At 49.4% G+C, this 15,330-nt stretch carries 14 protein-coding genes; 9 read left to right on the plus strand and 5 right to left on the minus strand.

Going from position 1 to position 15,330, the window contains the following annotated elements; genetic code table 11:
• Position 1: 1 nt before the first annotated feature.
• Positions 2–721: a glycosyltransferase family 2 protein gene (locus Q9R35_RS11445; protein WP_311219875.1), complete on the minus strand. Its 720-nt coding sequence runs from the start codon at positions 719–721 to the stop codon at positions 2–4.
• Between the two features lie 587 nt (positions 722–1,308).
• Here Q9R35_RS11445 and Q9R35_RS11450 point away from each other — a divergent pair.
• The 9 genes from Q9R35_RS11450 to hpaI all read left to right on the plus strand — a co-directional run bounded on the left by Q9R35_RS11450 (position 1,309) and on the right by hpaI (position 11,041).
• On the plus strand, positions 1,309–1,737 hold the full coding sequence (locus Q9R35_RS11450; RefSeq protein ID WP_311219876.1) for a hypothetical protein: 429 nt from the start codon (positions 1,309–1,311) through the stop codon (positions 1,735–1,737).
• A 187-nt stretch (positions 1,738–1,924) separates the two neighbouring features.
• Positions 1,925–2,716, plus strand: a complete 792-nt coding sequence (locus Q9R35_RS11455) for an ABC transporter permease (RefSeq protein ID WP_311219877.1) — start codon at positions 1,925–1,927, stop codon at positions 2,714–2,716.
• Positions 2,706–3,965, plus strand: coding sequence for an ABC transporter ATP-binding protein (locus tag Q9R35_RS11460; RefSeq protein WP_311219878.1), 1,260 nt, complete (start codon positions 2,706–2,708; stop codon positions 3,963–3,965). Before Q9R35_RS11455 ends, Q9R35_RS11460 begins: the two co-directional genes overlap by 11 nt.
• A gap of 1 nt (position 3,966) precedes the next feature.
• Positions 3,967–6,189, plus strand: coding sequence for a methyltransferase domain-containing protein (locus Q9R35_RS11465; protein WP_311219879.1), 2,223 nt, complete (start codon positions 3,967–3,969; stop codon positions 6,187–6,189).
• Positions 6,182–7,219, plus strand: coding sequence for a glycosyltransferase family 4 protein (locus Q9R35_RS11470; protein WP_311219880.1), 1,038 nt, complete (start codon positions 6,182–6,184; stop codon positions 7,217–7,219). The genes Q9R35_RS11465 and Q9R35_RS11470 overlap by 8 nt, the downstream gene beginning before the upstream one ends.
• A gap of 274 nt (positions 7,220–7,493) precedes the next feature.
• Entirely contained in the window at positions 7,494–8,507 is a 1,014-nt protein-coding gene (locus Q9R35_RS11475; RefSeq protein ID WP_063691600.1) for an ABC transporter substrate-binding protein, read from the plus strand.
• Positions 8,507–9,334 carry an ABC transporter permease gene (locus Q9R35_RS11480; protein WP_172401081.1) on the plus strand — a complete coding sequence of 276 codons (828 nt, stop codon included), beginning with the start codon at positions 8,507–8,509 and terminating at the stop codon, positions 9,332–9,334. The genes Q9R35_RS11475 and Q9R35_RS11480 overlap by 1 nt, the downstream gene beginning before the upstream one ends.
• Entirely contained in the window at positions 9,322–10,053 is a 732-nt protein-coding gene (locus Q9R35_RS11485) for an ABC transporter ATP-binding protein (protein ID WP_311219881.1), read from the plus strand. Before Q9R35_RS11480 ends, Q9R35_RS11485 begins: the two co-directional genes overlap by 13 nt.
• Positions 10,054–10,234: 181 nt before the next feature.
• On the plus strand, positions 10,235–11,041 hold the full coding sequence (gene hpaI / locus Q9R35_RS11490; protein WP_311219882.1) for a 4-hydroxy-2-oxoheptanedioate aldolase: 807 nt from the start codon (positions 10,235–10,237) through the stop codon (positions 11,039–11,041).
• Between the two features lie 120 nt (positions 11,042–11,161).
• On the opposite strand, the gene Q9R35_RS11495 is transcribed toward hpaI, so the two are convergent.
• The 4 genes from Q9R35_RS11495 to rimO all read right to left on the minus strand — a co-directional run bounded on the left by Q9R35_RS11495 (position 11,162) and on the right by rimO (position 15,325).
• Positions 11,162–12,049, minus strand: coding sequence for a LysR substrate-binding domain-containing protein (locus Q9R35_RS11495; RefSeq protein WP_063691677.1), 888 nt, complete (start codon positions 12,047–12,049; stop codon positions 11,162–11,164).
• Positions 12,050–12,320: 271 nt separating this feature from the next.
• On the minus strand, positions 12,321–13,082 hold the full coding sequence (locus tag Q9R35_RS11500) for an aspartate/glutamate racemase family protein (RefSeq protein WP_042486802.1): 762 nt from the start codon (positions 13,080–13,082) through the stop codon (positions 12,321–12,323).
• Between the two features lie 238 nt (positions 13,083–13,320).
• Positions 13,321–13,845, minus strand: coding sequence for a gamma carbonic anhydrase family protein (locus Q9R35_RS11505; protein ID WP_149720863.1), 525 nt, complete (start codon positions 13,843–13,845; stop codon positions 13,321–13,323).
• 160 nt (positions 13,846–14,005) lie between these two features.
• Positions 14,006–15,325 carry a 30S ribosomal protein S12 methylthiotransferase RimO gene (gene rimO / locus Q9R35_RS11510; protein WP_042486799.1) on the minus strand — a complete coding sequence of 440 codons (1,320 nt, stop codon included), beginning with the start codon at positions 15,323–15,325 and terminating at the stop codon, positions 14,006–14,008.
• Between the last annotated feature and the right edge of the window lie 5 nt (positions 15,326–15,330).

Raw genomic sequence — 15,330 nt, forward strand, 5'->3', positions numbered from 1 at the left:
GCTAAGCCCGCTTGAGAATTGCTTTCACGACGTAGTGAAACATCAGGTAGCTAGATTGTACAACGGGCAGTTTCAGATGATGTCGATAGATCTGCCAGGTCCACAGTAAAGACTTGATTTTGTTGCCTGATAAGCTGGTTGCACTGACCCGGTAAGCCGCCAATACTTCTTGTAGCCCATAGGCGCGCCCTGCTTTGTGTACTATCTCCAACCACATCAAATAGTCCTCGTGGCGGACAGCCTTTTGATAAACCTTACCTATAGCTTGGCAGTCGTACATACCCGTTAGGTTACCAATAGCGTTCCCTTTTAGCAGGCTCGCATAGTCCAACCAGCGGGGTGGTGTTGTAGCGCCTTGCCACTGAGGGACGTGCTGAAAGCGGTAGTAGGCTGTCATTGAGGCTAGCGCGTGATTCTCTTGCATCGCCTTTACTTGTTGACTCAGTTTCTGAGGAAACCATAGGTCATCGGAGTCTAGAAAGGCTATGTACTGCCCCTTAGCAGCTGCAATTCCGGCATTACGCGCAGCAGCGACCCCTTGGTTGCTCGGTTGCCTGAGCAGTTTAATCCTGGGATCTGTCTGCGCGTATGCTGCAACCAGCTCCACGGTGTTGTCATTTGACCCGTCATCAATGACGAGCAGTTCCCAGCAAGGGTAGTCTTGCCGACAAACAGAGCTAAGGGATTCCGGCAAGGTACCAGCAGCATTGAAGGCTGGCATGATTATGCTGACTAATATTGATTTTTGGGCGCTCATAAGTGGGGAAGGCGCAGGTGAGACACGAATAATGTTGATGAAGCGATTTTTTTGGGTGTGCCCAAGAATAACGCCTGTATGAAGGCTGTGATTTGACTATTTATATAGCGTGTTTAAACCAATATTAATTTGTCAATTCGATTATGGTTGTTTTGTGCATGGATGATATAGAGAATACCTGTTTTGATGATTAGATCTTATCATCAGAAGGCAAGACTACGCGGGTTCGCTTACACGAGACATTTGATTGCTATAGAGGGCTCACAAGGGCCTGGCCAAGCGAGTGCTGTTAACGGTCTGAGGCGCTAGCACATGCCCTCTGAAGAATGGATACGTCTTGTTGTCGGCAGTCGCAGGGCAGGCATGCTAAGCGTGTAAAGTGGCGTTAATAAGGGGTGCTCCAACTCACTAACTGGACGCTTTCCCATTTTGAGGTATCAAGGGAGTTTCATGAAGATTCTGACGGTTTTTGGGACACGGCCAGAAGCAATTAAAATGGCGCCCTGGCACCGTGGTTGTGGTACGAGGTGCTCAATGAGTTGGCTGAGCGTGTGCCAGATCACGGATTTGTGTACTTGGATCCGGATTATTACGGTGGCATTGAGAAGTTGTCCAAGCGGGCTAATGTGTTGTGGCTGGTGGCGATTGATTATGCGGTGCTTCCCGCCTATGCCCAGCGCTTTGATATCGCGATTATTCCGTTTGAACCCGGTGAAATCGCTCGTACGACTTCACCCTTGAAGCTTTTCGAGTATTTTTCGTTAGAAGTGCCTGTGGTGGTGACTTCGGCGATGGATGAGTGTACCTGCTACCCCGAGGTGTTTTCAGCCGCTTTTCTTGACGAATATCTGGAGCAAATCGAGCGAGCCTTTGCGGTGAAGGACGATGTGGAGTACCGAGCTCGCATGCGTCAGTTGGCTGACGAGAATGATTGGTTGGCTAGGGCTGAGAAAATGACACCCTTGTTTCCAGCTGTATAGGGTACACCGGCTATGGCAATGATCGTCGTATTTAGCGGGTGGAGATGGTATGTGGAGCCGAGAAATTGTGAGCTACCCAGAAGGGTGAGTTATTCGTTTTTTTTGTTCTTTTTTGGGACATCACCTTGTAGGACGTTATTAGGTTTTTGCTGACTTTTTTATTGTCTTGCTTTCATAGTGTTGATTTATGATATTTTCTGATTTAATAAGAAATCGGTATCTTATAAAAGTATTGATTTTCAGGGATATTCAGACGAAATATAAAGGCTCTGCCCTTGGTTTGTTGTGGTCTTTGTTGATTCCTTTGGTTTTGCTTCTGGTTTATACCTTTGTGTTTAGTGTGATCTTTCAGGCTCGCTGGGGTACTTCTGGTGGCAATAGAGTTGAGTTTGCCTTGATTCTATTTGCCGGGCTTATCGTATTTAACTTTTTTTCAGAATGCGTAAATAGAGCTCCAGTTCTTGTTTTGAGCAATGTTAATTACGTAAAAAAAGTTGTTTTCCCGATTGAGGTTTTGGGGGTCGTGGCTGTAGGTTCTGCTTTTTTTAATTTTTTTGTAAGTTTTTTTGTTTGGGTAGTTGCTTATTTTGTTTTAGTAGGAATCCCAAGTCTCACTATATTGCTAGCTCCGCTGTATATAATTCCATTAATTTTTTTTGTTTTGGGATGTGTGTGGCTAATTTCTGCGATAGGGGTGTATTTAAGAGATGTAGGTCAATTTGTTGGGATTGCAACTACGATTTTAATGTTTATGTCGCCAATATTTTATCCTATAGAGGCTCTTCCTGCTAAATTTCAAAATTTTTTATATTTAAACCCCCTCTCATTTTATATTGAATCTTTTAGAGATGTAGTGTACTGGGGTAGGCTTCCAGATATTGGCTTAAGTCTTTTTTCTTTGTTTTTTTCAATAATTTTCTTGTTTATGTCGTTTGGTGTTTTCAAGAAATTGAAGAAAGGATTTGCTGATGTCCTCTGAGATGATCATTATAAAAGATGTTTCTAAGGTGTATAAAATTTATGACAAGCCTTCGGATCGTCTAAAACAGATGCTGCAACACAAAAAACAATATTATAAAGAATTTGTTGCTTTGCAAAACTTAAGCCTTAGTATTTATCGAGGAGAAACTTTTGGAATAATTGGTCGAAATGGTAGTGGAAAGTCTACTTTGTTGCAAATGATATGTGGGACTCTGGCTTCTAGTACGGGAAGTATTAGGGTTCAAGGTAGGATTGCGGCCTTGCTAGAACTTGGTGCAGGATTTAATCCGGAGTTTACGGGGCGAGATAATATTTTTCTCAATGCAGCCATACTGGGATATCCAAGAGAAAAAATAGAAAAAAAAATTGGTGATGTGATCAAATTCTCCGAGTTAGAAGATTTTATTGATCAGCCAGTAAAAACATACTCTAGTGGGATGTATGCACGCTTAGCATTTTCTGTTGCGATTCATGTTGAACCAGAAATACTGATAGTTGATGAGGCCCTTGCGGTCGGAGATGCTCGTTTTGTGGCGAAATGCATGCGTAGAATTAATGAGATAAAAGAGTCTGGAGCGACAATTATTTTTGTTAGCCATGATGTATCTAGTGTGCGGACTCTTTGTGATCGGGTTCTTTGGTTGGATAGGGGGCGACTGATTGATATCGGAGATGTATTCCCAATCACTAGTAAATATATGGAATACATGTTTAAGGACGATAGTGATATAGAGTCCGTAGCGCCAGTCGGTCAGATTATGTCTGAATCTTCTGTACCACAACTTGAGCAAAATCTTGATGACCGGCCTTCGTCGCATTGGGGCTCAAATATCGGAATTATTAAATATGCAGCTATTCAGGATAAGGAAGGAAGGCGAGTTGATCTTATTGAATGGGGTATGGATATCAAGGTTAAAATTAAATATAAATTAACTGAAGATATCGTCAGAGAAGATTTAACTGTTGCTTTTTCTATAAAAGATTTAAAGGGAAATGATATATTGGTGGCGACACATCTCGAAGAGTTTGATTGTGCGCCTTACGCGATGGAAAGGAAAGTTGAGTTTAGGCTTAAGAATTATTTGTCGCCAGGTAAGTATTTATTGGTGGCAACTATAGAGAAAAGAAATAGCACTGATATACATTATTATGAATACTATGAAGGTGCACATTATTTTGTAAGCACCAGCGATAAGAAAATGTTTGGTGTTTTCTGTCCCGAAATAGAAGTTGAGTCTGTGGCCTAGTATGAACAAAAATATTAATTCTCGCGATTATTGGAATAGTCGATTTGCAAGCGATTGGGAAGATAATTCTGGTCCTGCTCAATCTCGATTTTTCGCCAATGTTACTTTAGATAATCTTCCTTCTTGGCTCATTAGAGCAATTAAAAAAGAAGAGTTAACTATTGTGGATTGGGGGTGCGCACAGGGAGATGGAACTGATGCTTTAGCGAAGGTTTTTAATCCGAAGAATTTAACCGGTGTGGATTTCTCTTCGGAATCAATTCTTACCGCTAAATCGCGTTATGGATCAATAGGATTTTTAACGGAAGATTGGTTGCATGAAAAATATTCTAATCAGGAAGAAGAATATGACTTTGTTTTTTCCTCAAATACCCTAGAGCATTTCCATAATCCATTTGACGTTATAAAAAAAATATCCTCGAAGGCCAAATTAGGATTAATTTTTGCATTGCCTTATAGGGAATATGAGCGCATAGATGAGCATTTTTTCACCTTTACTAAGGATAATCTTCCTACGCGCATAGGTGGATTTAATCTTTTTTGGTCTAAAGTCGTTGATTGTAGTTTGTTTGCTGACACAATGTGGGACGGAGATCAGGTTATTCTCGTCTATGCAGATTCGGCATGGGCATTCAATCACTCAACGTTCCTTGGTGATATGCATATTGATTCAGGAGTGACCAATGAGCAGTTGGCAGGCTATGACTCGTTAAGCTGGCATCGTGAGTATGAATTTGCAAAAATTTTAAGGCATTCCCTGGATAAAGTTTCTACGGAATTAATAAGTATTAAGGATAATTTGGCGCAGCAAAAGAAAGATAGTAAATTTTTGCAAGATCAAATTTCTGAGTTGAAAAACGCTGTTCGGCAGAAGGAGGATTTAATTTGTATGTTGAAGGCTTCTACTTCTTGGAGGCTTACTAAGCCTTTGCGAATGGCCGGAGATTTTTCAAAGAAAATTAAGTTGCATAATTTTTTTCACTATGTTCTAAAAAGCATTTATAAGATATTGCCAGAAGTTTTTAAACAAAGGCTTAATGGATTAAAGGCTAAATATCTTAGTAGACGATATTCTGGTTTTGTCAGCCAGCAAGAGGGTGTTAGTATTCTGGAGGCTCCACAATGGCTTTTAATGGCTAACGAAAGTGAAAGCTTAGCGATTGTACCTTGTGGCTTTGAATTTGATGAGCTTGTTAATCAACGGCCCATAAATTTTGCGAAATGCTTTTCCGGTGATGGTGTAAGGACACTATTTGTCTCTTGGCAGTGGAGTCCTGACGAGCGACAGGAGAAGGCTGATTCTGAGGTGTATCCTAATGTTTGGCAGGTGTCTTTATACGAGTTTTTAAAATACCTTCCATTGCTAAAAGGAGATAGGAAAGAATCTATTTATCTGGCTACTTTACCTGCGGAAATCCTAGTTGATCCTATGTATCTTTTAAGAAGCAAAGGGTTCAAAATTATATATGATGTGATGGATAACTGGGAGGAGTTTTTTAAAGCAGGACAAGCTCCTTGGTATAAGACAGAAGCAGAAGAATTAGCTGTTCTTAGTGCTGACGGGGTAACAGTGGTGACACCAGCACTGCGTGAAAAGTTTTTGCACCTACGTAACGATATAAAAGTAGTAGGTAATGGTTTTAGTTCTGCAGTCATTGGTGAAAGCAGTGCCATGATCAGCCTGGACAGCTCCAGTAGTGAGGGACCTAAAGTTATAGGGTATGTGGGGCATTTAACTGATGCATGGTTCGAATGGGATCTTTTATTTTCCTTGGCTGCACAATTTAAAAATTATCATTTTGAAATTATTGGATATGGTGAACCTGATTGGGTTTCTGAAAAGTTAACACAGTTTAAAAATGTTAGTTTGATTGGAAAAATATTGCCAAAAGATCTGCATGCTTATGTTAAAAATTGGAGTGTAGCATTAATTCCTTTTAAGGCAGGAGATTTGGCGCTTTCGGTTGATCCTATAAAAATTTACGAGTATTTGTATTTTGGTTTACCTGTATTGGTAACGGGGATAGAGCATTTGCAGTCCTATCCCTTTACGGAGGTTGCGGATAAGTACAACGTGGCGGAAAAATTGGAAAACTTACTTGCTTTAAATGTAAATTACGCCTGTGTTCAGGAGTTTCTGGCTGATTGTACTTGGGATAAGCGGTTTGAGCAGGTTTTAGGCACGGTTAGGGGGGAGCCTACTATGAGCATTTTATATGAATAAAAAAATTCGCTTTTTTTATCCCTGGGCAACACTAGGTGGTGTTGAGAGAGTTCTTATAAATAGGGCTCGAGTGCTCCTGGATAAATCATCTGAGTATAAAATCTGTTTTCATTTTTTGCATGATTCGGGTGGCTTGACCGCTTTTAAGAGTACTCTGTCTCGGTATGACTTGGACGTTCAGGTGGATGTTGGATTTTCAATTGATAATAGTTACGATGTGAATTTTATTATTGATTGCCCGGAGGTTTTGGACCTTTTCGAAAATAAAGCTTGGTCTTACTTTATAGAGTGCCATACTGCATACCGAGAGAATCAAGGCTACTTGGCAAAGAAACGCTCGTCCTGTTTGGGGGTGGTGGTACCTAGTGAAGATTTTGGAAAAGAGGTCGGGGCACGGTATCAGATCCCTGAACATCATATTCATGTGTTTGAAAATTTTGTCCCGTGGGATCTAGAGGAAGACTACAGTTCTTTGCGCTGCTTACCGAGGTGGAGTCGGACCCCACTGTGTTTTCTTGGCAGAATGGACAAGTTGAAAAATCCTGAGTTTTATTTGGACTTGCTCTTGGATCTTGAGACGCGATACCCAGGTAGGTTTATGGGAGTAATGTGTGGACCCCGAAGTCCAGAGGTGGATGTCAGGAAAGAGATAGCTCAAAGAAAAATGCTTGGGCGAGTGGTAGTGCTCCCATCCATCCCCTTTTATTCTGTGTCTCGGTTTTTTCATTCCCTCAAAGGCGCTGGTGGCATATTTGTTTCGCCTTCTCAAGGTGAGTCGTTCGGCTTGTCTGCTGCTGAGGCTATTTGTACTGGCCTGCCTGTACTACTTTCTAAAATTGATGCGCATAAGAAACTAGTAGGGGCTTTCGGTCGAGACTTTATTTATGAAGATCAGAAAGATGCTTTGGTGAAGGCAGGGAAAATTATAGCGAATTACGAGGGGTTTTCATCTAATTCTATGATTTTAAGGGATAATTTCAGGTCTTCCTTGTTTGTTAGTAACTTTACGAAGTTACTCAGTAGTCTGTAACTGCGCGCTAGACAGGCTGCTCAAGGTTGATGGGGGCTCTAGCTTTGTGAGCATATGCGGACTGGAGCAGTAGACACAAGGCATCCTGATTGGTGCCTGGAGTTGCAAAGTGTCTCCTGCTCGGACGATTGACGGCTTCTTTTTTGTCAACGGTTAATGCTTTCAGGATATTGTGTAAAGAAATGCATTTTAATTTCTTTTCGTTATAAACAAATAAAGATGCGTCTCCCCAACAGGTTTAAGCTTCAGTTTTCGCCTGTTTCACGAGATCGTTATGTTTTCCCGTTATTTAGCCCCCAGCCTTCTTGCCCTCTCTGTTTCCGTCTCCGCACAGGCTGCCGAGCAAGCGCTGGAGATTGGCTATTTGCCCATCATGCCTGCCGCTCAATTGTTCGTGAGCTTAGGGTCTGGCGACTTATTGCCAGAGGGGCAAGCGGAGCCCAAGCTGGTCCAGTTTCAAAGCGGTCCGGCGCTGACTCAGGCCTTGATCGCCGGTCAGCTGGACGTGGCCTATGTGGGTATTGGCCCCGCTTTGGTGGCCAAGGCTAAAGAGGCCGACGTCAAAGTTGTGGCCTCCAATATCGTGGAACAGGTCAGCGTGGTCGCTATTGGCGATCTGGCCGCTTATCTGGATGCGGACAAACCTGATTTCGCAGCGGCGGTCGCCAAGTTCACCCAAGAGAAGGGTCACAAGCCCAAGGTTGCCAGCTACCCCAAAGGGGCTGTGCCAGAGGCTGCCTTGCAGTACTGGCTACGCAATATGCTGAAAGTAGACCCGAATGTGGTCGAGGTTATTTACCAGGGCGAGGCCCAGATTCAACAGGCTTTGAGCAATCACGCGGTTGATGCCGCCGCCATTCTGGAACCTACCGTTAGCCAGATTCTTCAACGCCAGCCTGATGCCAAAATCGTGGCTCATGGTGGTGAGCTGTTCCCCAATGAACCCGGTTCGGTATTGCTGGTACGTGAAGGTCTGATCAAGTCCAATCCTGATCTGGTTCAGCACTTGGTGAATGCTCACCTGCGTGCCACTGCCATGCTGCGCGACGAACCTGCCAAGGCAACGCCTTATGTCCAGAAGTATGTAGGCGGTGGTCGCTTGCCTAAAGACATTGTGCAGGCCGCTATCGAGCGTTCGCGTGATCAGTTCCAGCCTGACCCTCGCAAGATTATTGATGGCACGGTTCAGCTGCAGGATTTCCAGGTTTCTTTAGGTACGCTGGCGACCAAGCTGGATGATGTTGAAAGCCTGTTTGATATTCGCTTTTATGAGAAGGCAGCACCGTAATGAGCGTTGCGAAACAAGCCAGTTTGCCCGCCGCGGCACCAGCACCTTCGGGGGCCTTGGTTGATGCCTTATGGCGTCGCGGTCTGGAGCGGGTTGTCTACGGGGTCGCCGGCTTGGCCTTGTTCATCGTGGTGTGGCGCCTGGCTTATGTCTATGGCTGGGCTCCGCGCGGTACGCTGCCTGATCCGTTGAGTCTGCCCTCGGCTTTGTTCCAGGAGATTGAAGCCGGTCGTCTCTGGCCTGCTGCTCAGTCCAGTCTGGTGCATTACTTCTGGGGCTTGGGCATAGGCACCTTCTTGGGCATTGCTTTTGGTCTGGCGGCGGCAACTATTCATCGCTTTGATTTGCTGCAAGCTTATTTGGTGCGCTTGCTGCGTCCTATCCCGCCCTTGGCGTGGGTGGTGTTTGCGATTGCCTGGTTCAAGGTCAGCCATACTGGCGCAGCCTTTGTGATTGCAATTGGTGTGTTCTGGCTGAATTACTTTGCGACTTACAGTGCGGTGCGCTCGGTAGACCCCCGCTATTACGAGCTGGCTGCGGCTTTCGGACATAACTCCTATTTCGCTCGCGCCTGGACGGTGGTTTTGCCAGCGATCAGCCCCGGCTTGTTGAGCGGTGTGCGTGCCGGTATCGGTCAAGCCTGGATGACGCTGATTGCGGCCGAGTTGCTGGGTGTGCCTGGCATGGGTCAGGAAATGAATGCCGCTGCGGGTGTGGGTGCTTACGATGCGGTTGTGGTCTATATGTTGATCATCTCGGTGGTCTACACCTTGTGCGATATGCTCTTTCTGGCTTTCAACAAATGGGTACTTCAATGGCAGCCTTGATCCAGTTTCAGGGGTTTGGTTTTCAGTACCCCGGTGCGCCTGCACCTGTGATCCGCGATGTGAATCTGGAAGTGCAGGCAGGGCATTTTGTAGCGATTGTGGGTGGTTCGGGCGTAGGCAAGAGCACCTTGCTGCGTGCGGCGGCCGGGTTGAGCCAGCCCAGCTTCGGACATCTGAGATCCAATCTGCAAGATAGTCCTGGCCGTCGTGCCAACGCCTTCGTGTTTCAGGACAGCCGCCTCTTGCCGTGGCGACGTATTGCTGCCAACGTGGCTTATGGTCTGGAAGGGTTGGGCCTGCCGCGTGAAGAGCGCGATCAGCGTGTGGATGCCGCCTTGAGTCAGGTGGGTTTGGCGCATCTGAAAGACCGCTGGCCGCATCAATTGTCGGGTGGTCAGGTGCAGCGTATTGGCATTGCCCGTGCCTTGGCTGTGCAACCCGATTTGCTATTAATGGATGAGCCTTTTTCTGCGGTGGATGCTCTGACTCGTCAGGCCTTGCAGGACGAGCTGGTTCAGGTGTGGCAGCGCAGTTCGGCAGCGGTTCTGTTCGTGACGCACGATATTGATGAGGCTGTCTTTTTGGCCGATACCATTATCGTTCTGGGTGGCAGCCCGGCCGGTGTCAGCGCCCGGATAGAGGTAGATCTGCCGCGCCCACGAGATCGCACTACGCCCCGCTTTGGGGAGTTGGTGAAAGAGGTCGGCCAGGCCTTGTGAGCTCGTTAGCCAATGCAATAAGACATACGGCCCATGCAGTGGGCCGTTTCTTTTGCCTGTTCGTGCCTGAGGGCGATGCATGATGATGCGCTTGTTCAAAATAGTCAGCACTCATGCTCACTTCCGTCTTGTGCGCTTTACACTGCTTGCTTGACGCCTAAGCACGTGACAAGGAGAGGACATGAAGCACCCGGTAAATGCGTTCAAGCAGGCTTTGCGGCAGGGCAAGTCCCAGATTGGTTTGTGGCATGGCTTGGCCAGCCCTTATGTAGCGGACCTCTGTGCTGGCCTGGGCTACGACTGGATTTTGCTGGATGGCGAGCATGCCCCCAATACGATACAGACCTTGCTGGCGCAGTTGCAGGCCGTCTCGGCTCATCCCATCGCGCCGATTGTGCGTCCCAGCTGGAATGACCCCGTGCAGATCAAGCTGCTGCTGGATATGGGGGCTCAGAATCTGTTGATTCCCATGGTGCAAAACGCTGAACAGGCCAAAGCGGCTGTTGCTGCGACACGTTATCCGCCTCATGGCATTCGAGGGGTGGGTGCAGCCTTGGCACGTGCTGCTCGCTGGGGAGCGACTACCGACTATGTGGCGCGGGCCAATCAGGAAATGTGTGTGATTTGTCAGGTGGAAACTCGCGAGGCACTGGATAATCTGGACGAGATTCTGGCGGTAGAGGGCGTGGACGGTATTTTCATCGGACCGGCGGATTTAGCGGCCAGCATGGGGTATTTAACTGAGCCGGGGCACCCGGATGTCCTGTCAGCAATTGAGGACGCGATTGTGCGTATTAGCAAGGCGGGTAAGGCCCCCGGAATCCTGCAGGCGAATGTCGAGGCAGCGCATCACTATTTGTCCTTGGGCGCCTTGTTTGTGGCCGTAGGGGTGGATGCAGTGTTGTTGCGACAGGCGGCAACGGCTTTGTTGGCTCAATTCAAGGACGAGGTCGAGGTGCCAACTGCTCAGCCCGGCGCAGCTTACTAAAGCTTGTTAGATCGCCAGGTGTCTTGCGGATAGCTGCGCTGTCTCAGTTATGTTGTAAAGGCCGGGCCTGCTTATTAGACGATATGACCTTGGCCGTAGCACCGGCTAAGGTCGGCTTTCTTAAGCGCCGCTCTCGAGCAGGAAGCTCAGCAAGCTTTCTGCGCTCGGTTGCAGGTCACTGCGGCGGCGCACACCGATCAGAATTTCTCGCTGACTCCACTCTTCGTCCAGCTCAATCACACGGGTATTGGGGATCTGATAAATACTGGCGCTCTTGCGCGGCAAGATGCCAATACCCATGCCTGCATTAATCAGCAAACACATGGCGTCGTAGCCCGACACTTCGGTGCGAATGCGCACGGAGCGGTTGGCTTCCATGGCGATTTTGGTGATCTGGTAATGCAGCTGCGTGCCCGTTAGCAGCGTGATCTGCTCATGCTCCAGCGTTTGCTCGAAGCGGATTTTTTCATGCTGAGCCAAGGGGTGATTGAGAGGCACCAGCACGACCAGCTTGTCACTGCGAAAAGGATAGGCCTCGATGTCGGCCGCGTAGGGCAGGCGGGTAAATACTCCCAGATCGGCTTTACCCTCTGCCAGGGCCCGAATAATGTCCAGGCTGGTTTGTTCTTCCAGTTGCAGGGGAATAGCCGGGTGCAGACGTCCAAACTCGCCCAGTGGCTCGGCCAGAAACTGAGAAATAGCCGATGTATTGGCCAGGATATGCACCAGGCCTTGCTGGCCTTGCGAGAACGCCTGGAGGCGCGTTTCGATCTCTTGCGCGCTATTGAGCAATGCGCGCGAGCGGTACAGCAGTTCCAGGCCTGCTGCGGTCGGGCTGACACCTTTGTTCGTACGCAGCAGCAAGGTGGTGTTCAGAGACTGTTCCAGATCTGCAATCCGGCGGCTGACCGCAGCCGCAGCAATATGCTCACGCTCCGCCGCTTGGGTGATCGTGCCTTCTTCCAGTATGCGGACAAACAGTTTGAGGGTCAGCAGGTCCAGTTTCATGCAGGCATCATATCGCTTTTTTTTGCTGATCTGCACATGGGGTGACTGTGGCAGCGTAGAGAATCATCGTCCTACGCCATATGCCCATATGGATGTAGTAGCAGAGGGTGGCATCAGCCTGTATCGACGATGAATGGCTGTTCGTGCCTTGGCGGTTGTTTATGAGCCGGCACAACGGCGGTTTTTACAGCAGGCTTTGATGAGGTCTAAACATAAAAAAAGCCCCGCCGACTGTATGTCGGCAGGGCTTTGTACAGCTAAGCCTGTTTGATCAGGCTTGTGGCTTGGCGCCCGACAGGATGTGGCCAGCGTTAGGTACGCGGGTTTCCAGACCCAGGGTCTTGAGCATTTGGTACACGGTGCAAACAGCAGCGGACAGAACGGGCTTGCCGATCTGGTCTTGAGCGCGCTGGATGGCGGGCAGGGAAGGCATCTGTACGCAAGCGGACAGGATGACCGCGTCCACGCCGTCGTGGTTCAGGCGTTTGACGTGCTCCAGCAGGTTTTCCGGGTTCAGCAGGCCCACTTCCAGGTTGTCCGACACTTCCAGGCTGATGGAGTCTTGAACTTCGATGCCTTCAGCTTCGATGTAGTCAGCCACGCGCTTGGTCAGCGGTTTCATGTAAGGGGTGATGATGGAGACTTTCTTGTAGCCGAATTCTTTCAGCGTATCGACCAGGGCACCGGCCGAGCTCAGCACAGGAATTTCCACGCCGTTTTCTTTAACGGTGTTTTGCAGACGGGCTTGCGAGACGCGGTGGTAGCCGTCGCCTTGGGCCATGATGGCAACCAGGCAAGCGTAGGCCATCACGCTCATACGGGCGTCGCTCAGTTCAACCGCGCAGCGGTCGCTGGCAATGTCCATGGCTTTCAGCTCTTCGGGGTTCACGTGCATCATGCGCATGCGCGAGGAGTGGAAGGTGAAGCGTTCTTCAGGAAACTCGGCGTAACGAGCCTGCAACATGGCAGGAATCTCGGTTTCCATAGTGGTGTTGGAGCTGGGAACGATCTGGCCGATGCGGTAGGTTTTCATAGGAATCTGTCTCTGAAGGTGGTTTTTAGATTGACGCCTTCATTCTAGGACCCGTTTTCTTCCTTGCAAATCAATCATCTGTCAACGTGCCATCGCCAACGGCGATGGCAGGGTTGGCAGAGATCAGGACTGGCCGGATTGCCAGCGCCAGGCGTCGTCGCTCTCCGTTTGGAGACTGTGTAAGTGACCTTCAACTGCGTGGTGCACTGCCAAGAGGGGCCAGTGTGTACTTGCTTTTTTAGTCTATGCGTTTCAAGGCTGTTTTGTAGTGACCGCCGCGCTCGGCGTAAACACTGGCGTTCTGGCGCAGCTTGGCAATGTCTTCATCGCTCAGGGTGCGCACGGCTTTGGCGGGTGATCCGATGATCAGGCTGCGTTCCGGGAAGACTTTACCTTCAGTGACCAGTGCCCCGGCACCGACCAGGCTATCGCGACCGATGACGGCACCGTTCAGCACGACGGCCTGGATGCCGATCAACGCGCCTTCACCGATGGTACAGCCGTGCAGCATGGCTTGGTGGCCGATGGTGACGTGGTTACCAATATCCAGGGGATAGCCGGGGTCGGTGTGAAGTACGGCACCTTCTTGTACGTTCGAGCCTATGCCAACGGTAATGGTTTCGTTATCGCCACGGATAACAGCGCCGGGCCAGACACTGCTGTGCTCTTTCAATACGACCTTGCCAATCAGGGTGGCCTCTGCGGCAACAAAGCTGCTGTCGTCGATTTGTGGGGCGTGTTGATCTAATTGGTAGACAGGCATGAAAGATCCTTGGGTAATGTGCCGGGCCGCCTATGCCTGAATGAAGAGGCTGGGCAGCAGAGCAGGTGAGCAGGGAAGTTAATGAGGGGCTTGTGTACAAAAGCCAGTGTGGTCATTGTGACCTCACTGGCTTGATCAGGCTATCAGGACTAGCCAGTGCTTAGATCTGTTCACCAAACAAATCGTACTCACTGGAATCCGTAATGCGCACGCGCACCATCTGGCCGGGTTCCAATTTTTGTTCGCTGGTGATGAAGACGTTGCCGTCAATTTCGGGAGCGTCGGCGCTGGAGCGGCCTACGGCATCGCCGTCTTCGTCGATCTCATCAATCAGCACATCCATTTCGCGGCCCACTTTGGCGGCCAGGCGAGCGGTGGAGATGGCTTGTTGATGCTCCATGAAACGCTCCCAACGTTCTTGTTTGACTTCGTCGGGGACGATGCCGTCGAGCTTGTTGGCGGGGGCGCCTTCCACGGGGGAGTATTGGAAACAGCCGACGCGATCCAGCTGGGCTTCGGTCATCCAGTCCAGCAGGTATTGGAAGTCTTCCTCGGTCTCGCCGGGAAAGCCCACGATGAAGGTGGAGCGGATGGTCAGATCCGGGCAGTCCTGACGCCATTGCTTGATACGCGACAGGGTGCGATCTTCAAAAGCAGGGCGCTTCATGGAACGCAGCACCGAAGGGCTGGCGTGCTGGAAGGGAATATCCAGGTACGGCAGCACTTTGCCTTCAGCCATCAGCGGGATGATGTTGTCCACGTGTGGGTAGGGGTAGACGTAATGCAGACGCACCCAGGCACCCAGTTCGGACAGGGCGGCGCTCAGGTCCAGCATGCTGCTCTTGACGGGGCGACCATTCCAGAAGCCGGTACGCTGGCGGATGTCCACGCCGTAGGCGCTGGTGTCCTGCGAGATCACCAACAGTTCTTTGACGCCGGCCTTGACCAGACGCTCGGCTTCGCCCAGTACATCACCGACAGGACGGCTGACGAGCTTGCCGCGCATGGACGGGATAATACAGAAGCTGCAGCTGTGGTTACAGCCTTCGGAAATCTTCAAGTACGCGTAGTGACGTGGGGTCAGCTTGATGCCTTGTGGGGGAACCAGATCAATATAGGGGTTGTGATCCAGCGAAGGCGGCGCGGCTTCACGCACGGCGCGCAGTACCTGTTCGTATTGCTGGGGGCCGCTGACGGACAGCACCGAGGGGTGCACGTCGCGAATCAGGCCTTCGTCCACACCCATACAGCCGGTGACAATGACGCGGCCGTTCTCAGCCAGTGCCTCGCCGATCGCTTCCAGCGATTCGGCCTTGGCGCTGTCGATAAAGCCACAGGTATTGACCACCACCACATCTGCATTGTCGTAGCTGGGGGTGATCTGATAGCCGTCGGTACGCAGCTGGGTAAGAATTCGTTCGGAATCGACCAGGGCCTTGGGACAACCCAGGCTCACGAATCCGACTTTGGGGGCGCTCATAGAGG

Source organism: Alcaligenes sp. AB3 (assembly GCF_031844565.1).
GTDB classification, from domain to species: Bacteria; Pseudomonadota; Gammaproteobacteria; order Burkholderiales; family Burkholderiaceae_B; genus Alcaligenes; species Alcaligenes faecalis.